This is a genomic window from Streptomyces cavernicola, assembly GCF_029968035.1.
Taxonomy (GTDB): domain Bacteria; phylum Actinomycetota; class Actinomycetes; order Streptomycetales; family Streptomycetaceae; genus Streptomyces; species Streptomyces cavernicola.
This window is the reverse complement of sequence record NZ_JASCIQ010000041.1, coordinates 28,000-50,428: the sequence shown is the minus strand read 5'-3', so window position 1 is coordinate 50,428 and position 22,429 is coordinate 28,000. Positions and strand designations below refer to the sequence as shown.

Below are 22,429 nucleotides of genomic sequence, written 5' to 3'. Positions count from 1 at the left end.
ACGTCCATGGGATCGAGCACGGCCGACGCGGCCGCACCGGAGACCACTCGCCCCCGCCCGGCCGTGCCCCGCGGCTACCCCTGGCTGGTCTTCGCCCTGAGTTTCGGACTCCTGCTCTCCGACTACATGTCCCGGCAGGTCCTCAACGCGGTCTTCCCGATGCTGAAGGCCGAATGGCTTCTCTCCGACGGCCAGTTGGGCACCCTCAGCGGCATCGTCGCGCTGATGGTGGGCCTGCTCACCTTCCCGCTGTCGCTCGTCGCGGACCGCTGGGGGAGGGCCCGCAGTCTCGTCGTCGCCGCCGTGGTGTGGAGCCTCGCCACGCTGGGCTGCGCGGTCTCGGCGAGCTACGGCGAGATGTTCCTCGGCCGCTTCATGGTCGGCGTCGGAGAGGCGGCGTACGGCAGCGTCGGCATCGCCGTCGTCCTCAGCGTGTTCCCGGTCCGGCTGCGCGCCACGCTCTCCGGGGCGTTCATCGCCGGCGGCTCCTTCGGGTCCGTGCTCGGCGTCGCGGCCGGCGGCGCCATCGCCCAGGAACACGGCTGGCGTTGGGCCTTCGCCGCCATGGGCCTCCTCGGGCTCGTCCTGGCCGCGGTCTACGGAAGCGTGGTCACCGAGCAGAAGCTGACAGCCGCCGCACGGGCGTACGGAGCGGCCCCGGGCACGGCAGGCCGGGCGCCGCTGCGGACCCTGCTGCCGCGCCTGTTCTCCTCGGTCTCCGTCATCTGCGCCTACGTGGGCAGCGGACTGCAGATGTTCATCGCCATGGCCCTGCTCGCCTGGACTCCGAGCTTCTTCCACCGCTACTACGCCATGGACACCGCCGACGCCGGCTTCGCCGCAGGCGGGTTCGCGCTGCTCGGCGGCACCGGGATGGTCCTCGGCGGCATCGTGTCCGACCGGCTCAGCCGGACCGCCCCGGTCCGCAAGTGGAGCGTCGGACTCACCTGCAGCCTCGGATCGTTCCTGCTCCTGACGACGGGCTTCCACCTGCCGCCGGGACCCGCGCAGGCGGTGCTGATCGCCCTGGGCACCCTCGTCGCCAGCGGCACCGCGGGACCGGCCGCGGCCATGGTGGCGAACCTGACCCCGCCCGCCGTCGCGGCCACCGCCATGGCCACCCTCACCCTGGCCAACAGCCTGCTCGGCCTCGCACCCGGACCGGCCGTCACCGGCCTGCTCGCCGACCGCACCGGGCTGCTCGGCGCGCTCCAGCTCATTCCCTGGGTCGCCGTCGTGAGCGGCGCCGCCTTCGCCCTCGGCAGGTTCACCTACCCAAGAGACCTGCGCCGCCTGGGACTTCTCCCCGACACGGCGCTCGCACCCGTGGAGCCGCGCACATGAACCCACCGACCGTCGTGATCGTCCCCGGACTGCGCGACCACGTGCCGCAGCACTGGCAGACCCTGCTCGCCGACCGGCTCGACGACGCCCGCCTCCTGCCGCCCCTGGAGACGGACCGGCTGAACCGCCACGCACACGTCGCGGTCCTCCAGCGGACCCTCGCGCAGATCCTGGGACCGGTCGTCCTCGTGGCCCACAGCGCCGGAGTCATCACCACCGTCCACTGGGCCGCGCAACACCACCACGAGGTCCGGGGCGCCCTGCTCGCCACACCCCCCGACCTCACGCCCCCCCTCCTGGAGGGACACCCCTCCCCGGACGCCCTGCACGCGGGCGGCTGGACCCCCGTCCCCATGAAACCGCTGCCGTTCCCAGCATCGTCGCGGCCAGCACCGACGACCCCCTGGCCACCTACGACCACGCCGCAGATGTGCGTGCCACACCCCGCGACCCCGGCAAGATCCAAACGACAGGCCCTAGGCCCGGTCGGCCACCTCAACCCGGCCTCCGGCTACGGGACTTGGGAGCGGGCGGAGGAGTTCGTACGGGAGTTGAGCTAGCTCTCTGCAGGGCGCGGGTGACGCCCGCCGTCCGGCGCAGGGCCTCGCCGTCGACGATCTTCACGCGGGGGCGGCCCTCGCGCTCGCCCGCCGTGCGCTCGGCGGTGTCGATCGCGTGCCAGCCGGCCAGGTCGACGGCGTCCATGGGGCCGTCCGTTGTGGGGGCCGTGAGGCGGCCGGCCTCGAAGTCGTCGAGGAGTGCCGTGACGGTCTCCTGCGCGCAGGACTTGTTCGTGCCGATGAACCCGCTGGGGCCGCGCTTGATCCAGCCGGCCACGTACACCCCGGGTGAGACCCGGCCCCTGTCGTGCGGCACCGTGCCGGTCACCTCGTCGAAGGGCAGCGCCGGAACCGGGCGTGCGCGGTAGCCGATCGCGCGCAGGACGAGCCCGGCCTCGATGGTGGAGGTCTCCCCGGTGGCGGTGTCCGTGGTCGTCAGGGTCCGCACGGTTTTGTCGCCGACGATCTCTGTCGGCGCGGTGCGGAACCGCAGCACGATGCGCCGTCGGCCCGGCACGGGCGCACGGGCGGCGAGCCGGGCGAGCAGCTCCGTCTTGGGGGTGGCGTCGTGCGGCAGGTCCCGCGGCCAGTTCTCGACGAGGACGTCCACGTCGTCCAGGGCCGCGAGGCCGAGCAGTTCGGGCAGGGTGAACGCGGCCTCGGCGGGGCCGCGCCGCCCGAGCACGACCACGTCGCGGACCCGGCTCGCCCGCAGCGCGGACAGCGCCGTGTCCGAGATGTCGGTACGGGCCAGGCGCTCGGGGTCGGCGGTCAGAATGCGGGCCACGTCCAGGGCCACGTTGCCGTTGCCGACGACGACCGCCCGCTCGTGGTCAAGGGGGAAGGAGGCGCAGCTGTGGTCGGGGTGGCCGTTGTACCAGGCCACGAAGTCGGTCGCGGAGACGCTGCCGGGCAGCCGCTCGCCGTCGATGCCGAGCCTGCGGTCCGTGGCCGCACCCACCGCGTACACCACCGCGTGGTGCCGGCGGAGCAGGTCGTCGTGGGTCACGTCCCGGCCGACCTCGACGCCGAGGCGGTACGCGAAACCGGGCTGGCTCTCGATGGCGCGGAAGAGCTCGGTGACCTGCTTGGTGTCCTGATGGTCCGGCGCCACCCCCGCCCGCACCAGGCCGTACGGGGTGGGCAGCCGGTCGTACACCGTCACGCTCACGTCCGGGAAGCGGAGCAACTCGTCGGCGGTGAACAGCCCGGCGGGCCCGGCGCCGACCACGGCGACGCTCAACTTGCCCGTCGGCAGGGTGCGTTGGGCCGGAACCAGGGCCATGGGTGTGCGGTCGGCGTGTGGCGACGTGTCGTAGTAGGCGCGGTTCAGTTCCAGGAACGGCAGTTCCGCCTCGGCGAGCCGGGTGTGCGGCTTCAGCGCGTCCACCGGGCAGGCCGACGTGCAGGCGCCGCAGTCCACGCAGGTGCGCGGGTCGACGTAGAGCATCTCGGTCGTGCCGAAGCCCGGTTCGCCGGGGGCGGGGTGGATGCAGTTGACCGGGCAGGCGAGCACACAGGACGCGTCGGCGCAGCACGAGCGGGTGACGACGTAGGGCATGGCGAAGGAGTCTCCGTTCGGGGAGGGGCCGACGACGGCCGGACCGGCCTGGCTCCGGCGTGGAGCGGTACGGCTCAGGCGCGGTGCGGGGCCGGTTCGCCGCGGAAGCGGGACGGGCGGCCGTCGATCCGCAGCATCCGCCACACCCGCCGGGACGTCCGGTTCATCAGGCCGATGTCCTCGGCGAGCATCCGTACGTCGGAGAACAGGTCCCGCAACAGCCGCTGCCCTTCAGGGGACTTCCAGAAGATGTCCTTGATGACCCAGTGGGGCACGCCGATCTTCTCGGCGACCTTCCGGTCGGGCACCACGATGACGTCGCCGAGAACCCGCATGATCACCGGGAACGCCACCGAGAGCGCGCCCCTGCGCGCCTTGCCGTAGCCGGGGACCTTCTCGCGGAGGAACTCGTGGGCGAAGGAGATGTGCCGGGCCTCCTCGGCCACATGGATCTGCATCAGTCGCCGCATCAGCGGGTGGAGGGAGTCGCCGCCGCGCAGGATCGCCTTCTGGAGGTGGTCGATGGGCTCCTCGCCCGCGAGGACCCCGGTGAAGAAGGACTCCGGGACCAGTGAGCCGAACAGCGGCAGGAAGCGGCTCACGACACGGAAGGAGCGCCGCCCGCCGGGCACGTCGGCGCCCGAGCGGTTCACGAACTCCTGGAACATCTGGGTGTGATGGCACTCCTCGGTGACCTCGTGCGTGAGGTACCGGAACTCCGGGTTCTGGTTGCGCAGCGCGAACAGGTAGTCCATCACCCCGCGGATCAGCACGTTCTCGAACTGCATGCCGACCTTGACGATGTTCGCGTACCGCCACAGGCCGATCCGCGCCCGGACCTCCAACGGCTGTTCCTGGTACCAGGGATGGCCGCCGAGCGGGTCGGCCGCGGGCAGCACCCAGCGCGGGTCGGTCGGGTCGATGGCGAAGTCGGGGTTGTCCCAGTCGATGTCGGTGAACGCGTCGAAGTGGACGTGCACCGAGCCCTCGGACAGGGTCTGGAGCCGCTCGTGGTACGCCTGCCGGCTGGTCATGGTCATCGTTGATCCTCGCTGTCGGCTGATGCGGAGGTCGGCTGGTACGGAGATTGGCTGGTGCGGAGGGCGCTGATGCGGTTGAGGGGCAGGCAGCTCGCGGCTCCCGGCGTGTGGCTCGCGGCTCAGGCGGCGGGGGACCGGTCCCGTTCGGTCGCAGGGCGCTCGGCGGAGGGCACGGCGCGCTCGAACCGCAGCGCCGGGTCCTCGACGGGCGCGCGCCGCAGGGCCTTGCGGTCCCGGTAGTAGTTGTTCCAGATCCGCCACGGGGCGCGGGTGCCCTGGCGCGGCATGATCGTGTCGCCGCGGGCGATGTAACCGGAGGTCAACGACTCGCCCATGATGGAGGCTTCGGAGCGGTCGGCGGCCGTGGCGACCGGCGTCACCCGGGTGAGGCCTCGCCCGTCCATGTACGCGATGAGTCTGCTGAGGTACTCGGCGGCCAGGTCGGCCTTGAGGGTCCAGGAGGCGTTGGTGTAGCCGATGACGATCGCGAGGTTGGGGACGCCGTCGAGCATCACGCCCTTGTAGAGGACGTGGTCGTGCGGGTTCACCGGCTCGCCGTCGACGGCGATCTCCATGCCGCCGACGAGCTGGACGCGCAGACCGGTGGCGGTGATGACGATGTCGGCCGGGATCTCCTCGCCGGACCGCACCTTCACGCCGGTCTCCGTGAACGTCTCGATGTGGTCCGTGACCACCGAGGCCGCACCGCTCTTCAGCGTCTTGAACAGATCGCCGTTCGGCACGACGCACAGCCGCTGGTCCCACGGCTTGTACGTCGGCGTGAAGTGCCGCATGTCGACGGACTTGCCGACCTGCGCCCGCACCGCGCCGAGCAGGACCCGGCGCATGAGGCGGGGCGCCTTGCGGCACAGCGCGTAAAGCCCGCGCTGCAGCGCGATGTTGCGGGCCCGCCCCACCCGGTGGACCACGGAGGCCGGGACGCGCAGCTTGCGCAGCAGCACCGAGACCGGGTCGTCCTCGGGCAGCGTGAGGATGTACGTGGGAGAGCGCTGCAACATCGTGACGTGCGCGGCCTCGGCGGCCATCGACGGGACAAGGGTGATGGCGGTGGCGCCGCTGCCGATGACGACGACGCGCTTGCCCGCGTAGTCCAGGTCCTCGGGCCAGTGCTGCGGGTGCACGAACGCGCCGCCGAAGCGCTCGTCGCCGGGGAGTTCGGGGCGGTGGCCCGCGTCGTAGTCGTAGTAGCCGGTGGCGCCGACGAGGAAGCGGGCGGACCAGAGCTCCCGCTCGCCGGTGGCCTCGTCGACCGTCGTGACGGTCCACCGCCCGCTCTCGCTCGACCAGTTGGCGCTGACCGCCCTGCGGCCGAAGCGGATGTGCCGAGCGACGTCGTGTGCCTCCGCGGTCTCCTGGACGTACCGGCGGATGTCCGCGCCGCCGGCCAGGACCTTCGTGCCGCGCCAGGCGCGGAAGCGGTAGCCGAAGGTGTACATGTCCGAGTCCGAGCGGATGCCCGGGTACCGGAACAGGTCCCAGGTGCCGCCGATCCTGGCGCGCCGCTCCAGGATCGCGTACGAGGCGCCGGCGTTGCCCTCGCTCAGGTGGACGGCGGCGCTGATGCCGGACAGGCCCGCGCCGATGATCAGTACGTCGACGTTCTGGTGCTCCATACTCCATGCCCCTCTTTCGCCGAACCGCACGTGCTGTCCCGCCGGTTCGCGCAGCGGCCGCGGGGGCCGCGGGGGCGGAGAGCGGGAGAGGGGGTGCGTGATCGGTCGTTCCGGCCGGTGCCTGGTACTCCGTCAGTGCCCGCAATTTACCTGCGTCACGCTGTCACAGATACCGCCGGTAATGTGATCTGCGCCACTATGGCGAGGGTGGGGATAGGATCCTCGCCGTGATGGAGAGGGACGGGAACGGGGACGGGGACGGTACGCGGGACGCCGAGCGCCGGGACGGCCGGGACACGCGCTGGAACGACCACAGGGCCGAGCGCCGGGACCGCGTTCTCGACGCCGCGCTTGCCGCCATCGCCCGCGAGGGGAGCGGCGTCAGCGTCGCGGCGATCGGCAAAGAGGCCGGGATGCCCCGCTCGGTCGTCTACCGGGTGTTCCGCAGCCGCGAGGACCTGGACGAGCAGATCCGCGCACGCATCATGGACGACCTGATGTCCGAACTGGCCCCGACGCTCGACCCGAAGGGCACGGTCCGGGAGGCGGTCCGGCTCGTGGCCGCCACGTACGTCGGCTGGGTCGTCGAACACCCGAGGCTGCATCAGTTCCTCGGTACGGGCTCACGCGTGGTCGTCGGCACCCGCACCGCGGTCGCCCGCCAACTGGCGGGCTTGCTCGACGAGTTCGCTGTACGACTCCTCGCCGGCGCGCAGGCCCCCACCGGGTACAGCCTGGACCTGGCCTTCGGCATGGTCGGACTGGTCGACGGGGTGGTCAACCGCTGGGTCGCCCACCCCGAGTCGCGCAGCACCCCCGAGGACCTGACGGCGTTCCTGAGCGACGCCTTGTGGGGCGTACTCTCGGGCGCCGCACGGCAGTTGGGCGTCGAGCTCGACCCGGACCTGCCGATCGACGACCTGCGCTGAGACGTCCTCCGGCGGCCTGCCTCAGTCCGTCAGATCCTGCAGGAACGTCGCCTCGCTGCTGCCCTCGACGACACCCCCGCGCCGCCAGGCCTCCTCAAGGGCGGGAGACGGGAAGTGCTGCTTGACCCGCTCGATGTCGTCGAAGCGGAACAGGACGACGGCCTCGCTCGGGTCCTGCATGTTCCGCATGACGGCGACTGTTTCGAGGCCGAGGGCCTTGCGCTGCTCGTCGAGGGAGTCGAACGCCTCGCGCCACGGGGCGTAGTCCGCGAACTTCTGACGGATCAGCAGAAAGGGCATGGACGCATGGTAGAGCCGGGCCGCCTTGGCTAACACCAGTCCGTAGAAAGGGAGTTGGGGGCGGAAGTCCGGATTCGGAGCGCGGCGACAAGGCGGGCCGTGACCACCGCGCCCGAGGCGAGAGCGGCCGCCGCCGCGCAGACGAACAGGGCCGGCCAGGCGTGGGCGACCTGGCTCAGCGTCCCGGAGCGGCGCATCAACAGGCCGAACAGCGGCGCGAGTTGGGCGAGGAGGAGCAGCGGCAGGGCGTACGGCAGGAGGCGCAGCGCGCGCCGCCACCACGCTCGTCCCGCGGTGCGCCGGACCCAACGGCCCGCGCGGAGCGTGCCGCGGATGCCGAGGGCGAGGGCGAGCAGGGTGAGCGCGGCCAGGACCGGGTCGGCCGTGACCGAGAACGGGGCGTCGGGCTCGGGGCGTTCGCCCAGGGCGAGGTCGACCAGGCCCTCGGTGATCTGGGCGGCGTCGTCGCCGGAGATCATGCCGGTGTTGGTGACGACGGCGATGCCGGTCCGGCTGTCGGGCAGCAGGGTCGCCATGGAGTTGTGGGTGAGCAGCTGACCGGTGTGCGTGAGCTGCCGGGGCCCGCCGTCGACGGTCTGCCGCGACCAGCCCATCGCGTAGTCGCCGCCCCGGGGTGTGGCCGGCGGGGTGTGCGAGACGTCGATGGTCCGTGCGGCGGCTACGCGCCGCCCGTCGGCGGAGACGCCGTCGTTGTTCTGCAGGATCAGCCACCGCGCGAGGTCGTCGGCGGTCGTGACGACGCCGTGCCCGCCCGCCGCGAACCAGCGCGGATGGTCGGCCGCCAGAGTCGTGCCGTACGCCCGCACGTACCCCCGGGCACGCCCCGGCATCCGGTCCGTACCGGAGACGGACGCGGTACGGGTCATGCCCAGCGGGCGGAAGACCTCCGCGGCCATGTGCGCGGCGAAGGGGCGGCCGGTGACGACCTCCACGAGGCGTGCGGCGACGAAGTAGTTGGGGTTGTGGTAGCGGAACCGGGCGCCGGGCGCGGTGGCGAGCGGCGCCCCGCGCATCGCCTCGACGGCCTCCTTGAGCGTGTGCGGCTGGGCCCGCGTCAGATCGGGGTACGCGGAATCGGCCATGCCGGACGTCTGCGTCAGGAGCTGCCGTACGGTGATCCGCTCGGCGCGCGGGTCGGCCATCGTGAACTCGGGCAGGTAGCGGCGCACGGGCCGGTCCAGGTCGACCTTCCCGGCCTCGACGAGCCGCAGCACGGCGAACGCGGTCATGGCCTTCGACAACGACGCCACCGGCAGGCGGGTCCGCGCGGTCATGGCGCCGCCGGACGCGGTGTGCCCGTACCCGGCGGTGTGCACCACCTTGTCGTCCCGGGTGACGGCCACCACCGCGCCCGGCAGACCCGTCTCCTCGACGTAGGCGCGTACGAAACGGTCGACGGCGGCAGGGCTAAGCGCGGCGGGGCTCAGCGAGGGCGAGGGGGCCCGCTCGGCAGCAGGGGCAGGTGCCGCGCCGAGCAGTGTGCTCGCCGTGAGGCCGAGCGCGGCGGCCAGGACGGCGAGGCCGCGGCGGCTCCGGGAACGGACACAAGTGCGGGTGTGGCTCCGGGGGCAGACACGGGATCGGCCGGTGAGGATCTTCATGCCGACCAGTGCACCGTCCGGCGCACCCCAAGGGCATTGGCGCAGAGGGGAGTTCGAAGGTAGTGCCCGCACTACTGCTTCAAGATCCCCGTGCCGCTACCTTCGACGGATGCGTCACCGCAACGCCTGGCAGGCCCTGGCCCAGAACCCGCTGAAGCTGCTCCGCACGAGCTGGCCCTGGCGGTCCCTCGCCTACCTGCTGTCCGGCACCGCCTTCGGCGCCGTCGCCACCCTCCTCCTGGTGGGCCTGCTCGTCGCCGGGTTCGCCTCGCTGATCGTGCTCGTGGGCGCGGTGCTGCTGCTGGGCGTCGCCCTGTCCGGCATCCCCGTCACCCGGTTCGAGCGGTGGCGGCTGCGGCTCGTGGACCGGGACCCGGTGCCCGACCCGCACCGGCCGCCGGACCGGCCGGGACTGCGCGGCCGGCTCCGCACCCGCCTCCACGAGCAGGCCACCTGGCGCGAACTCGGCTTCACCGCCGTCTCGTTGACGGCCCTGTGGTGGATGGACTTCCTCGTCCTGGCCTTCGCCCTCGCCGTCCCCGTCCTCGTCATGCTGTCGCCCGTCGACGACCCCGGCGCCTGGCCGCTGTTCGTCGTCGGCCTGTGCCTGCTGCCCGCCGCGCCCTACACGATCACCGCCTGGGCCGGGGCGCGGGCCGCCGTCACCCGGCTCATGCTCGAACCCCGCGACAGCGAACTGGGCCGCCGCCTCACCGACGTACAAGCGTCCCGGACCCGCCTCGTCGACGCCTTCGACGCGGAGCGCCGCCGCATCGAACGCGACCTGCACGACGGCGCGCAGCAGCGCCTCGTCTCCCTCAACGTGCAGCTCGGCCTCGCCCGCCTGGACGCCGCACCCGACTCGGCCCTGTCCGCGCAGCTCGCCGCCGCACAGGAGCAACTCACCCTGGCCGTCGAGGAGTTGCGGGACCTGAGCCGCGGCGTCCACCCCAAGGACCTCACCGACCACGGGCTCACGGCCGCCGTGGCGAACCTCGCCGCCCGCGCCGCCCTGCCCGTCACCGTCGACATCCGGCTGCCCGGCCGGCCGCCCGCGCCCCTGGAGAGCGCCGCGTACTTCGTGATCTCCGAGGCCCTCGCCAACGCGGCCAAGCACAGCGGCGCGAGCCACGTCCAGGTGCGGGCCCGGCTCCACACCAACCTGCTCACCCTGTCCGTACGGGACGACGGCCGCGGCGGCGCCGAACCCGGGCCCGACGGCGGCCTGACCGGGCTCGCCGACCGGGTCGCCGCCGCCGACGGCCGACTCCGCCTGTCCAGCCCGCCGGGCGGACCCACCCTCCTGCACGTGGAGCTGCCGTGCCGCTGACCGTCGTACTCGCCGAGGACTCCCCGCTCATGCGGGACGGCCTGGTCGGGGTGCTCACCCGCTTCGGGCACGAGGTCGCGGCCGCGGTCGGCGATGCGGACGCCCTGGTCGCCGCCGCGCGCGAGCACCGGCCCGACATCGTCGTCACCGACGTCCGCATGCCCCCGGACCACGGCGACGACGGCCTGCGCGCCGCCCTCGCCCTGCGCCGGGAGAACCCGGAACTGCCGGTCCTCGTCCTCAGTCAGTACATCGAGCAGTCCTACGCCGCCCACCTCCTGGACCTCGGATCGGATGCCGGGGTCGGCTATCTCCTCAAGGACCGTGTCAGCGCCGTCACCGAGTTCGTCGACGCCGTCGTCCAGGTCGCCGCGGGCGCGACGGTCGTGGACCCCGAGGTCGTACGCCAACTCCTCAACCGCCGCCACGACCCGCTGCAACGGCTCACGCCCCGCGAGCGCGAGGTGCTCGCCCTGATGGCCGAGGGCCGCGCCAACGCCGCCATCGCCCGCGCGCTGTACGTCACCGAAGCGGCCGTGAACAAGCACGTCGGCAACATCCTGCAGAAGCTCGAACTCCACGTCGACGGCGAGAGCCACCGCCGCGTCCTTGCTGTTCTGGCCTACCTCCGCGCGTGAACTCCCCCGGTAGGTAAGGGAGTTCACGGCCCCGGCAGCTCTCCCACCGCGGCAGCCCCGCCGGGGAACATCGACGCCAGCTGCCGGTCCTGCACCCGTGCGCCGCGCGCCTCGATCCGCCGCCGTCCTCCCGGCAGGAGCCCGAACACCCGGTACCGCATGGTGTTGCCCGCGAGGGACAGGAGCAGCGCCCAGGGCAGCCGCCACCGAAGCCCCAGGTCCCGCATGCCGTCCCGGCCCACGAAGACGCCGAGCAGGCTCGCCTGCCGGGCCCGCTCGGCCGGGGGTGGGGCGAATCTGGTGTGGGCGAGGCGGAGCGTCGCCGTGTGGTTCCAGCGGAGCTGGATGTGGCTGATCCGGCTCGGACTGTCGGTGTGCGGTGTTAGCGTCCGGTTCATGCAGCTTCGGTACGCCTTCAGGTTGTACCCGAACGCCGTCCAACAGGCCGCGTTGGCGAGGGCGTTCGGGTGCGCCCGTGTGGTGTTCAACGACGCGGTCCGTGCCCGTGAGGACGCCCGCAAGGACGGGCGGCCGTTCCCGACGGCCGGTCAGCTGTCTAGGGAGCTGGTCACCGAGGCGAAGCGGACGAAGGAGCGGTCCTGGCTGGGCGAGGTCTCCGCGGTGGTTTTGCAGCAGTCCTTGCGGGACGTGGAGGCCGCCTACCGCAACTTCTTCGCCTGCCTGAAGGGCGCCCGCAAAGGCCCGAAGCTGGGCGCTCCTCGGTTCAAGTCCCGCAAGGATCATCGGCAGTCGATCCGGTTCACTGCGAATGCCCGCTGGAAGATCACCGACGCAGGTCGTCTGAACCTGCCGAAGATCGGTGCGGTGAAGGTGAAGTGGTCCCGCGCTCTGCCCGCCACACCGTCCTCCGTGACCGTGATCAAGGACGCGGCGGGCCGGTTCTTCGCGTCGTTCGTCGTCGACACCGACCCGGCCACCGACCAGGCACGGATGCCGCAGACCGAGAACACTCTCGGTATCGACCTCGGGCTGACTCACTTCGCGGTCCTGTCCGACGGCACGAAGATCGACTCCCCGCGCTTTTTGCGGCGCGCGGAGAAGAAACTGAAGAAGGTACAGCGGGAGCTGTCTCGCAAACAGAAGGGATCGAAGAACCGGGCCAAGGCCCGCGAAAAGGTCGCCCGCGCCCACGCGAAGGTCGCTGACGCGCGCCGTGAGTTCCACCATCAGTTGTCCACGAAGCTGATCCGCGAGAACCAAGCGATCGCCGTGGAGGACCTGTCGGTGGCGGGACTGGCGCGCACGAAGCTGGCCAAGTCCGTGTACGACGCGGGCTGGTCACAGTTCGTCGGCATGCTGACGTACAAAGCGGGACGGTACGGCCGCACGCTGATTACTATCGGCCGGTTCGAACCGACCAGTCAGGTCTGCTCGGCCTGCGGTCACCGCGACGGCCCCAAACCGTTGAATGTGCGGGAATGGACCTGTCCCGCCTGCGGCACCGTCCACGACCGCGACATCAACGCCGCACGCACCGTCAAACAGGCCGCCGGACTGGCGGCATCGGCCTGCGGAGCGCCGGTAAGCCCGGGAGCAACCCCGGCACAGCGCGATGAAGCAGGAAGCCACGGATTCGAGACCGGCAACTGTGCCGCGTAGCGGCACAGCACCCAGTCAAGAAGGCCAGAATCCTCGCCCCCCAGGGCGAGGAGCAAGTCAAAGCGAGCACCATCTGCACGCCCTCCGCCGCCGCATCCGGGACCTGGGCGCGGCCTACCTCGCGGGGCGGGCGCCGGGGGAGCGGACCGGGGCGACCCGCTCGTGGGTGATCGTGGCCGCGATGGAGGCGCTCAGCGTCCGCTGGGTACTCGAACGGCCCGCGATCCCACGGGAGTTGCTGGTCGAGGAACTCACCGCACTGGTCACGAACTACATGGCCGGGGGCGCGAGACGTACGGCCGGGGAGCGGAACGCCTGACGCCGGGGGATCCCCCGCCCTTGCCCCTGCCCCGAACCGGCGAGACATCCGGCGAGTCATGCGGACAGCCGGGGCTGCCACCCCCCACAGGAGAAAGCCCCGGCTGTGCCGCACGCGGCCGATGCGCCGATGCGAATGCGGGCCGCATTTCGTTCAGCGGCGGCGGACGCCTGAGTGTTACACCCATACGGAACGGGCCTGGTCAGCCGCCTGTGCGAGGCGGGTCGCCCGCGCCTGGATGGATCCGGCCAGAGCGTTCCGTACGAAGTGAACTTGGCGGGAATCCCTCTTGTGCAAGATGGCGACCCCCTCTTCAACGAGCCGTAAGGTTAGGCTAACCTTCGGGCCGTGAGAGTTGGCGAAGAGACCCCCGAGGTCACGCATGCGCACGGCCACGCCCTGACGGCGACGGACGTCACCGTGGCGTACGACCGTGTCGACGTGCTGCACGACGCGTCCGTGACCCTGCGCCCCGGCGAAGTGACCGTCCTGGTCGGGCCGAACGGCAGCGGAAAGTCGACGCTGCTGCGCACCATGGCCCGCCTGCAGCAGGCACGCACCGCCCGCCTGACCCTCGACGCCGACACCGACGCCCTCGCCCTGACGACGCGTGAGTTCTCCCGGTACGTGGCCCTGCTGACCCAGGGCCGCCCCACGCCGAGCGGCCTGACGGTGCGCGACGTCGTCGAGTTCGGCCGCTACCCGTACCGCGGCCGCTGGGGCAAGGCCGACCCGGGCGGCCGGGAAGCCGTCGACCGCGCGCTCGACCTGACCGGCGTCGCCGACTTCGCCGACCGGGGCGCCGAACACCTCTCCGGCGGGCAGCTGCAGCGCGTCTGGCTCGCCGGCTGCCTCGCCCAGGAGACCGGCGTCCTGCTCCTCGACGAGCCCACCACCTACCTCGACCTGCGCTACCAGGTCGAACTCCTCGACCTCATGCGCGACTTGGCGGACGACCACGGCATCGCCGTCGGCGTCGTCCTGCACGACCTCGACCAGGCCGCGGCCGTCGCCGACCGCATCGTCCTGCTCCGCGACGGACGCGTCGTCGCCGACGACATGCCCGAACAGGTCCTCACCGCCGAGCGCCTCACCGACACGTACGGCATCCGTATCGAAGTCGACACAGACCCCCTCACAGGACGGCTCCGCACCCGTGCGATCGGCCGGCATCACACCCGAACCGAAAGGCTCCACGTCCCCTCATGAGACGCCTCCTCCTGACCGCCGCCGCGGCCACCGCCGCGCTGCTCACCCTCACGTCCTGCGGCACCACCGAGCCCGCCGCCGACGACGCGAAGAAGGGCGCCGAGCCCATCACCCTCACCGACGCCACCGGCGCGAAGGTGAAGCTGGACGGCCCCGCCAAGACCGTCGTCGGCACCGAGTGGAACGTCGTCGAGAGCCTCGTGTCGCTCGGCGTCGACCCGGCCGGCGTCGCCGACGTCAAGGGCTACAAGACCTGGAACACCGCCGTCCCGCTGAAGAACAGCCCCAAGGACATCGGCACCCGCGGCGAGCCCAGCACCGACACCGTCGCCTCCCTCAAGCCCGACCTCATCGTCGCGACCACGGACCTCCCCGAGGCCGCCGTGAAGCAGTTGCGCGACATCGCCCCCGTCCTCACGGTCAAGCCCGCCGACGCGGCCGACCCCATCGGGCAGATGACGAAGAACCTCGACCTCATCGCCGAGGCCACCGGCACCGAGAAGCAGTCCGCGAAGCTCCAGAAGGACTTCGAGGCGAAGCTCGCCGAGGGCAAGAAGAAGCTCGCCGACGCCGACCTCGACGGCGCCGACTACGCCTTCGCCGACGCCTACGTCCGGTCCAACCAGGTCTCCATCCGGCCCTTCACCAGCGGCTCCCTCGTCGGCGCCGTCAACGAGGAGCTCGGCCTGAAGAACGCCTGGAAGGTCAAGGGCGACAAGCTGTACGGCCTCGGCGCCACCGACGTCGAGGGCCTCACCAAGCTCGACGACGACGCGCACTTCGCGTACATCGGCAACGACGGCGACAAGGCCAGCATCCCGTTCACCGGCGTCCTCAAGAAGGACAAGGTGTGGAACTCGCTGCCGTTCGTGAAGAAGGACAACGTCCACCGACTGCCCGACGGCGTCTGGATGTTCGGCGCGACCGGGTCGATGAGCAAGTACGTCGACTCCGTCGTCGAGGAGCTGACGAAGTAACACCATGGCCGTCACCGCAACCACCACCCGTCCGTCGACGAGCGCATCCCCCTCACGGGCGGGCGCGGCTGCGGTGACGGCCGCACTCCTCGTCCTCGCCGCCGCACTCGCGGTCGTGGACATCACCCAGGGCACCGCCGCCGTCGGCGCCCCCGACATCCTCAAGGCCCTCACCGGCCGCGCCGACGAGAGCGACACCGCCGTCGTCGTCGCCTCCCGGCTGCCGCGGATGACCGCGGGACTCCTCGTCGGCGCCGTGCTCGGCATGGCCGGCGCCGCCCTGCAGACCGTCAGCCGCAACGTCCTCGCCTCGCCCGACACCCTCGCCGTCAACGCGGGCTCCTACTTCGCCCTCGCCCTCGCGGCCGTCACCGGGCTCTCCCTGCCGCTGTTCGCCTCCGCCGGCGTCGCCTTCGTCGGCGGGCTCGCCGCGGCGGCCGTCGTCCTCAGCCTCTCCGGGCTCGGCGCGGGCACCGTCCGGCTCGTCCTCGCCGGCAGCGCCCTCACCCTCGGACTCACCGCCGTCACCGAGGGGTTGCTCCTCCTCTTCCCCCGGGAGACCGAGGGCATCTACAAGTGGAACCAGGGCAGCATCGCCCAGAACGGCTTCGACGGCGTCCTGCAGACGGCGCCCGTCGCCGCCGTCGGCCTCGTGGGACTGCTTCTCCTCGCCCGCCGCGTGGACGCCCTCGCCCTCGGCGACGACGCCGCGCGCGGAGTCGGCGTCCCCGTGCGCGCCACCCGCGTCACCGCCGTCGTCCTCGCCGCGCTCATCTCCACCGCCGCCGTCACCCTCGCAGGGCCCATCGGCTTTGTCGGCCTCTGCGCCCCCGCCCTCGTACGGCCCCTGGCCCGCAGGTTCCACGCGTTCACCCGCTCCCGCGCGCGGCTGCCGCTCGCGGGGCTCGCGGGCGCGATCCTCGTCCTCGGCTCCGACGTGCTGCTGCGCGCCGTCGTGCCCGAGGACCTGTCGGTGGCCGTGCCGACCGGCGTCGTCACCAGCCTCGTCGGGGCCGCCTTCCTGATCTTCATGGCCGCACGCGTCAAGGACTCGGCCGAGGCCGAATCCGCCGAGCGGCTGCGCATCCGGAGCAGGACCGTCTTCGCCGTCACCACCGCCGTGCTCGTCGCGCTGCTCGTCGGCCTGACCATCGCCGCCGTCCTCCTCGGCGACACCAAACTGCTCCTCGGCGACGTCCTCAACTGGGCCCAGGGACAGTCCGGTCAGGCCATCACCTTCGTCCTCGACACCCGCGTCCCCCGCGTCCTCGCCGCCCTGCTCGCCGGCGCGGCCCTCGCCCTCGCCGGCACCCTCATCCAGGCCGTGACACGCAACCCCCTCGCCGAACCAGGGGTGTTGGGCGTCACCAACGGCGCCGCCCTGGGCGCGGTGCTGCTCGTCACGACCGTGCCCCTCGCCGGATCGTGGAGCCTCGCCGCCGGCGCGTTCGTCGGCGCCGCCGTCAGCTCGCTGCTCGTCTTCGGCCTCGCCGCGCGCGGCGGCTTCCGGCAGAACCGGCTCGTCCTCGTCGGCTTCGGCATGGCCACCGGCGCGTCCGCGCTGATCAGCCTGCTCATCATCCTCACCGACCCGTTCAACGCGACGAAGGCCCTCACCTGGCTCTCCGGCTCCACCTACGGGCGCACGCTGCCCGACGTGACGCCGCTGGCCGTCGTCCTCGCCCTCGGCACCGTCGTCGCGGCCCTGCGCCGCACCGAACTCGACCTCGTCTCCCTCGACGAGGACACCCCGCGGCTGCTCGGACTCAACCTGGGCCGCGGACGGTTGGGCTTCCTCGTCCTCGGCGTCCTGCTGAGCGCGACCGCCGTCGCCGCCGCCGGCACGATCGGCTTCGTCGGGCTCGTCGCCCCGCACGCGACCCGCGCCCTCGTCGGCCGACAGCACGCGCGCGTGGTGCCCGTCTCGATCCTCCTGGGCGCGCTGCTCGTCTGCACCGCCGACCTGGTGGGCCGCACCGTCATCGCCCCGGGCCAGCTCGGCGCGGGCCTGATGACCGCCGCGATCGGCACCCCGTACTTCCTGTATCTGCTGGTACGCAGCCGCCGATAGCCGAGGACAGGAGCCGGTCCGGGCTCAGAGCTCGTCGTCCCACTGGGCCAGGAGGTCCTCCGGCGTGAGGTCGTCGGGCTCCGGCCCCTGGACGTGCACCGGCTGCTCGGTCCAGATGACCTTGCCGCGGGCGGTGTAGCGGGTGCCCCAGCGCTCGGAGAACTGGGCGACGAGGAACAGGCCGCGCCCGCCCTCGTCGGTGGTGTTCGCCCGGCGCAGGTGCGGGGACGTGCTGGAGCCGTCGGACACCTCGCAGATCAGGCTGTTGCGGTCGTACAGGAGGCGCAGCCGGACCGGCGGGATGCCGTAGCGGATGGCGTTGGTGACGAGTTCGCTCACCACCAGCTCCATGGTGAACGTCGCCTCCGCCAGGCCCCAGCCGCCCAGACGCCGGGTCACCTCGGAGCGGACCCGGCTCACCGCGGCGGGATCGCTCGGCACCTCCCACTCGGCGATCCGGTCCGGGTCGAGGATCCGGACCTGGGCCACGAGCAGGGCGACGTCGTCACCGGGGTGCGGCGACAGGAGCGCGTCGAGGACCGCCGTGCAGGTCGCCTCGGGACCCCCGTGCGCCTCTTCCAGCGCGGAGCGCAGCAGGGCGAGGCCGGTGTCGAGGTCCCGTCCGCGGTCCTCGACGAGCCCGTCCGTGTAGAGGACGAGCTGCGCGCCGACGCCCAGGGTGACCTGGGCGGCCTCGAAGGGCAGTCCGCCGCCGAGGCCGAGCGGCGGCGAGACCGGCACGTCCGGGAACGTGACGGCCCCCTCCGGGTCGACGAGCGCAGGACCCGGATGCCCCGAACGCGCCATCGTGCAGACCCCGGTGACCGGGTCGTAGACCGCGTACAGGCAGGTGGCGCCGGTGATGCCCTGCGGGCCGCCGTTCTCGCTGCCCTCCTCCTGGTCGATGCGGGCGACGAGCTCGTCCAGGTGGCTCAGCAGCTCCTCGGGCGGCAGGTCCAGGGCGGAGAAGTTGTGCACGGCGGTACGCAGCCGCCCCATGGTCGCGGCCGCGTGCAGCCCGTGCCCGACCACGTCGCCGACGACCAGGGCGACCCGGGCGCCCGGCAGCGGGATCACGTCGAACCAGTCGCCGCCCACACCCGCCTTGGCCGGCAGATAGCGGTGGGCCACCTCGACCGCCGACTGCTCGGGCAGCGAGCGCGGCAGCAGACTGCGCTGCAGGGCGACGGCCGTCGAGTGCTCGTGCGTGTAGCGGCGGGCGTTGTCCACGGCCACCGCGGCCCGAGCCGTCAACTCCTCCGCGAACGACAGGTCGTCGGGCTCGAACGGCTCCTGCTCGGAGCGCCAGAAGTTGGCCAGGCCGAGCAGCACGCCGCGGGCCCGCAGCGGCACCGAGATCAGCGAGTGCACCCCGTGGTCGAGGATCGCCTGGGCCCGCTCCGGGTCCTGGTCCCGCCAGCCCCCGGACGATTCGAGATCCGCCAGGAGCACGGCGTGGCCCTCCGCGATCCCCACGGCCATCGGTGTGGTGGACACCCACGGGATCCGCTCGCCCGGCGGGATGAACGGCGGCCGGTCGCGCAGCCCGCGGATCGCGACCCGGCACATCATCGCGGCGTCGCCGCCCGGCTCCTCGCCGCGCAGCACCGGTTCGAGGAGTTCGACGGTCGCGAAGTCGGCGAACCGCGGCGTCGCCACCTCGGCGAGCTCCTCGGCCGTGCGCACCACGTCGAGAGTGGTGCCGAGGCGTACGCCCGAGTCGTAGAGCAGCCGCAGCCGTTCGCGCGCCACGTCGGCCCGGCCGGCCAGGGCACGCAGCTCCGTGGTGTCCCGCAGCGTGGCCACGCTGCCGGAGGGGCCGCCGCCCTGGTCGATGGACCGCAGGTTGACCGCGAGCAACCGCTCGCCCGCCAGGTGCAGTTCGTCGGTGGCCGTCCGCCCCGACACCAGCAGCTCGGCCGCGTCCGCGTCCAGGCCGAGCTCGGTGACGGGGCGCTGCTCGGCGTCCGGCGGCAGGTCGAGCAGGCGGCGCGCCTCGTCGTTGGCGAGGAGCAGCCGCCCGTCGCCGCCGATGATCAGCACACCTTCGCGCACCGCGTGCAGAACGGCGTCGTGGTGCTCGTACATCCGGGTCATCTCGGTCGCCCCGAGACCGTGCGTCTGCCGCCGCAGCCGCCGGCTGACGAGGACGGACCCGCCCGCGGACAGGGCCAGTGCGCCCGCCGCGCCGAACGCGAGGAGAGGCATCTGCGCGCCGACCACGTCCTCCACCCGCTGCACGGTGATGCCCGCCGACACGACGCCCGCGAGGGAGCCGTCCGGCCGCAGGACGGGAGCGCCGGTGTTCACGGTGCGGCCCGTGCTGGCCTCGAAGGTGTCGGTGTACGGGCGGCCGGCCCGACCCTCCTCCAGCGTCTTCTCGAACGGGCCGATCACATGCTTGCCGATCAGGGCCGGGTCGGGGTGGGTGTAGCGGATGCCGTCGGTGTTCCACACCACCACGTAGTCGACGCCCGTGCGCTTCCGCGTCTCCTCGGCCCGTGGCTGCAGTACGGCGGTGGGGTCGCGGGTGCCGAGAGCCGCGAGCGTGCCGGGCGCGTTCGCGAAGCTCTCGGCGACGGCGATGGTCCGTTGCTGGGCCTCCCGGATGGTGTCCCGGCGGGCCTGCAGCACCAGGGCCACGGCGGCGGCGGCGACGAGCAGCAGCACGATCGCGAGCTGCAGCAGGAACACCTGGCCGGCGACGGTGCGCACATTCAGCAGCCGGGACGCCGACCTCGGCCCCGAGCCGGCTCCCGACCCCGCCTCCGGGCGCGGCACGTCCCGCCTGCGCGCGGACCGGCCCGCGCGCAGGTGGGGAGACGGTTCCGCGAAGCGCCGGAAGCGTCGACGAGCGTCCATGTTCCCAGTGTTGCCCAAAGCCGATGCCGGTGGTGACCTGCATATTCCGTACGGGCGTGAGTCACCGTCCGTAACTCTTGAAGTGCTCGCCCACCTGCTCGGGGCTGAGCGCCTCGTCCCAGGTGAGGAGCTCGTCCAGATCGCCCCGCAGGCTCGCCCTCGGCAGGCCCACCGAGCGCATCGGCAGCGGCACGGAGGCGTCGACCGCGCCGACCCGCTCGCCGTCGGCGTACAGCGTGGTCCGCCCCGGCTCGGCCACCCACGTCAGCTGGACCCAGCGGTCGAGCGGCAGCGTGTAGTCGAAGCTGTGGTCGGCGGCGCCCGCGTCGCCGTAGCGGCTGAGGCCGACCATGCCGGTGCCGGACTGCTGCAGCTTCAGCGCGCCGAACTTGGAGCTGAGCAGCACCCCGCCGCTCTCGGGTCGTGCGGTCGCGCGCACCCAGGCCGAGGCCGTCCACGGTTCGGCGACGTCGAGGCCACCGAAGCCCACGCCGTCCCGGTCGTGGTCGAAGCGGAAGGCCTCCCCGCGCACCCCGCCGTCCACCAGGGCCGGGTTGTAGATGATGTACGTCGTACCGGGCAGGTCGCCCGCCGTGTCCTCCGCCATGATCGTGTTGCCGGGACTCCCGGCGTACGTCCAGCCGCTCGGGTACGCGGCCCGGTCGAACGTCCAGTGGTGGCTCGGTTTCCCGTCGTCCACGCGCTGCTTCTCCGGGGCGGGCCGTACGCCGGGCGGATCGCCGATCGCGGCGACGCGGGCCTTGAAGTCGGCGAGCGAGTCCGGGGGAGCGGAGCCGTTCCAGGAGCGGTCGGCCATGACGGCGCGCGGCGCGGCGCTGTGCTGCTCGAAGTAGCCGTCCTCGGCCCAGAAGTTGTAGTCGGCCCAGTGCATCAGGCCCGAACCCAGCATGTCCTGCTCGGAGTTGGGCTTCCACGTGCCGTACATCCACTGCTCGTCCGGGTACAGGTTGTGGTAGTTGTTCGGCGTCACGTAGAAGGGGCCGATGGCGATCTCGTCGTGGCCCGGGATGACCGGCTCGCTGCCGGTGCCCTCCCAGGTGAGGAAGACGACCGGCCCGTGCACCCGCTGCTGCGGCGCGTCCATGTGCTCGGAGCCGTTGTAGACGGCGGTGCGCTTGCCGTGTGCGGTGACGACGTCGTCGAGGGTGTTGATGTAGCGGTTGAGGAGGTCCCCGAGGGTGCTGACGTCGGGGTCGTCGGCCAGGAACTCCTTGACCCGCGGGCACTCGCCGAGCTGTCCGGGCACCTCCTCGGCGCCGATGGAGAACAGCGGGGCGTCGAACCAGCCCGCGAACTCGTCGACGATCTGCTTCGTCTTCTCGACCGCCTTCTCGCTGGTCATGTCGACGATCCAGTCCGGGGTGAGGTGCGAGTGGGTGTGCTCCCCGGTGCAGGGGTCCGGGCCCGCGCCGAAGCCGATGTCGAAGGCCTCGCTGATGACGGTCGCGTGTCCGGGCACTTCCAGGCCCGGCATCAGCTGTACGTGGTGGCGCTCGGCGAAGGCCTTGAGGCGGTCGATGTCGGCGCGGCTGTAGCTGTGCTCGGGGTCGGCCAGGCCCGGGAACTTCGGGCTGTGGAGGCGGAAGCCCTCCGACTCCGAGAGGTGCAGGAACAGCGTGTTGAGCTTCTGGTCGCCCATCCGCCGGATCAGGTTCTCCAGGTGGTCCGGCTCCCAGTACTTGCGGCCCGCGTCGAGGTGGACCATCCGCACCCGTTGCGTCGGCCGGTCGGTGCTCCGCGCGCGGGGTACGGAGCGGTGGTCCTCGGCGGCGCGCAGGGTCTGCAGCAGGGTGCGGGTGCCGTAGTACAGACCGTGGGTGGAGGCGGCGTCGATGCTGATGACGTCGGAGCTGTCCAACCGGTAGCCCTCCGCGCCGAGTCGGGCGTCGTCGGCCAGGCGGAGCCGGATGTCGCCCGGCCGCGGCTCCACCGGTTCACCGGTGACGTCCGGGGCGAGACCGCTGATCTCCCCGATCTCGTCCCGCAGTTGCTCCGCGAGCTGCAGCGTGGTCTGCCGCGCGGGTCCGGGCAGCTCCTGCCGCCCCTCGGACAGCGCCGTACGGGACCGGGACGCCGGGTCGACGACGATACGGGTCTCCTCGGTGAGCCCGACCGTCCCGCCCAGGTCCTCCCACTGCGCCGGTCTGGGGACGACGGGCGGCGGCCCGGAGGGCGGTGCGGCCCCGCTCGCGCTCGCGGGGGCGAGGGAGAGGCCGGCGAGTATCGCGACGATCACGGCGAGTACGGACAGGGCGCGACGCATGGCCGCCTCCGAATCGGTGGATGGCAGGGCGGGACAGCACAAGCCGCCGACATCCGACCCAGCGATTCACCCCACCTCTACCCCGACCTGACGGACCATTCGGCGGCCTACGGGCCTGGAACGTAGAGA

18 protein-coding genes are annotated in these 22,429 nt (G+C 72.3%); 10 read left to right on the top strand and 8 right to left on the bottom strand.

Translation table 11 applies throughout. The features are described from left to right. Window positions 1-6: 6 nt before the first annotated feature. Window positions 7-1,344, top strand: a complete 1,338-nt coding sequence (locus QIS96_RS30565; RefSeq protein ID WP_282546053.1) for an MFS transporter — start codon at window positions 7-9, stop codon at window positions 1,342-1,344. Next, the gene (locus QIS96_RS30560; protein WP_282546052.1) at window positions 1,341-1,904 is read left to right on the top strand and encodes an RBBP9/YdeN family alpha/beta hydrolase; all 564 of its coding nucleotides are present in this window, start codon (window positions 1,341-1,343) and stop codon (window positions 1,902-1,904) included. The genes QIS96_RS30565 and QIS96_RS30560 overlap by 4 nt, the downstream gene beginning before the upstream one ends. On the opposite strand, the gene QIS96_RS30555 is transcribed toward QIS96_RS30560, so the two are convergent. From QIS96_RS30555 to QIS96_RS30545, 3 genes are all read right to left on the bottom strand, one after another. Next, a complete protein-coding gene (locus QIS96_RS30555; RefSeq protein WP_282546051.1) occupies window positions 1,840-3,465 on the bottom strand; it encodes an FAD-dependent oxidoreductase in 1,626 nt (541 codons plus the stop codon). The two genes, QIS96_RS30560 and QIS96_RS30555, sit on opposite strands and share 65 nt — an antisense overlap. A 74-nt stretch (window positions 3,466-3,539) precedes the next feature. Further along, window positions 3,540-4,505: an AurF N-oxygenase family protein gene (locus QIS96_RS30550; RefSeq protein WP_282546050.1), complete on the bottom strand. Its 966-nt coding sequence runs from the start codon at window positions 4,503-4,505 to the stop codon at window positions 3,540-3,542. A gap of 119 nt (window positions 4,506-4,624) precedes the next feature. Then, window positions 4,625-6,139, bottom strand: a complete 1,515-nt coding sequence (locus tag QIS96_RS30545; protein ID WP_282546049.1) for a flavin-containing monooxygenase — start codon at window positions 6,137-6,139, stop codon at window positions 4,625-4,627. Between the two features lie 230 nt (window positions 6,140-6,369). On the opposite strand from QIS96_RS30545, the gene QIS96_RS30540 reads away from it, so the two are divergent. Next, window positions 6,370-7,068 carry a TetR/AcrR family transcriptional regulator gene (locus QIS96_RS30540; protein ID WP_282546083.1) on the top strand — a complete coding sequence of 233 codons (699 nt, stop codon included), beginning with the start codon at window positions 6,370-6,372 and terminating at the stop codon, window positions 7,066-7,068. Window positions 7,069-7,089: 21 nt separating this feature from the next. Here the strand turns inward: QIS96_RS30540 and QIS96_RS30535 are convergent, their stop codons facing one another. Both QIS96_RS30535 and QIS96_RS30530 read right to left on the bottom strand, forming a co-directional pair. After that, on the bottom strand, window positions 7,090-7,368 hold the full coding sequence (locus QIS96_RS30535; protein ID WP_282546048.1) for a hypothetical protein: 279 nt from the start codon (window positions 7,366-7,368) through the stop codon (window positions 7,090-7,092). A 29-nt stretch (window positions 7,369-7,397) separates the two neighbouring features. Further along, the gene (locus QIS96_RS30530; RefSeq protein ID WP_282546047.1) at window positions 7,398-8,990 is read right to left on the bottom strand and encodes a serine hydrolase domain-containing protein; all 1,593 of its coding nucleotides are present in this window, start codon (window positions 8,988-8,990) and stop codon (window positions 7,398-7,400) included. A gap of 109 nt (window positions 8,991-9,099) precedes the next feature. On the opposite strand from QIS96_RS30530, the gene QIS96_RS30525 reads away from it, so the two are divergent. Next, entirely contained in the window at window positions 9,100-10,320 is a 1,221-nt protein-coding gene (locus tag QIS96_RS30525) for a sensor histidine kinase (protein WP_282546046.1), read from the top strand. After that, window positions 10,311-10,958: a response regulator gene (locus QIS96_RS30520; RefSeq protein WP_282546045.1), complete on the top strand. Its 648-nt coding sequence runs from the start codon at window positions 10,311-10,313 to the stop codon at window positions 10,956-10,958. The genes QIS96_RS30525 and QIS96_RS30520 overlap by 10 nt, the downstream gene beginning before the upstream one ends. 23 nt (window positions 10,959-10,981) lie before the next feature. Here the strand turns inward: QIS96_RS30520 and QIS96_RS30515 are convergent, their stop codons facing one another. Continuing rightward, window positions 10,982-11,356 (bottom strand): hypothetical protein, encoded by a 375-nt coding sequence (locus QIS96_RS30515; protein ID WP_282546044.1) that lies wholly within the window; start codon window positions 11,354-11,356, stop codon window positions 10,982-10,984. Here QIS96_RS30515 and QIS96_RS30510 point away from each other — a divergent pair. The 5 genes from QIS96_RS30510 (at window position 11,355) to QIS96_RS30490 (ending at window position 17,154) form a co-directional block, all read left to right on the top strand. Then, entirely contained in the window at window positions 11,355-12,578 is a 1,224-nt protein-coding gene (locus QIS96_RS30510) for an RNA-guided endonuclease InsQ/TnpB family protein (protein WP_282546082.1), read from the top strand. The two genes, QIS96_RS30515 and QIS96_RS30510, sit on opposite strands and share 2 nt — an antisense overlap. Beyond that, the gene (locus QIS96_RS30505; protein ID WP_282546043.1) at window positions 12,532-12,897 is read left to right on the top strand and encodes a hypothetical protein; all 366 of its coding nucleotides are present in this window, start codon (window positions 12,532-12,534) and stop codon (window positions 12,895-12,897) included. The genes QIS96_RS30510 and QIS96_RS30505 overlap by 47 nt, the downstream gene beginning before the upstream one ends. A 348-nt stretch (window positions 12,898-13,245) precedes the next feature. Next, a complete protein-coding gene (locus tag QIS96_RS30500) occupies window positions 13,246-14,106 on the top strand; it encodes an ABC transporter ATP-binding protein (protein ID WP_282546042.1) in 861 nt (286 codons plus the stop codon). Further along, window positions 14,103-15,083: an ABC transporter substrate-binding protein gene (locus tag QIS96_RS30495; protein WP_282546041.1), complete on the top strand. Its 981-nt coding sequence runs from the start codon at window positions 14,103-14,105 to the stop codon at window positions 15,081-15,083. The genes QIS96_RS30500 and QIS96_RS30495 overlap by 4 nt, the downstream gene beginning before the upstream one ends. A gap of 4 nt (window positions 15,084-15,087) precedes the next feature. Beyond that, the gene (locus tag QIS96_RS30490; protein WP_282546040.1) at window positions 15,088-17,154 is read left to right on the top strand and encodes an iron ABC transporter permease; all 2,067 of its coding nucleotides are present in this window, start codon (window positions 15,088-15,090) and stop codon (window positions 17,152-17,154) included. Between the two features lie 24 nt (window positions 17,155-17,178). Here QIS96_RS30490 and QIS96_RS30485 read toward each other — a convergent pair whose 3' ends face one another. Both QIS96_RS30485 and QIS96_RS30480 read right to left on the bottom strand, forming a co-directional pair. Then, a complete protein-coding gene (locus QIS96_RS30485; protein WP_282546039.1) occupies window positions 17,179-20,016 on the bottom strand; it encodes a SpoIIE family protein phosphatase in 2,838 nt (945 codons plus the stop codon). 61 nt (window positions 20,017-20,077) lie between these two features. Beyond that, entirely contained in the window at window positions 20,078-22,300 is a 2,223-nt protein-coding gene (locus QIS96_RS30480) for a family 20 glycosylhydrolase (protein WP_282546038.1), read from the bottom strand. Window positions 22,301-22,429: the final 129 nt, after the last annotated feature.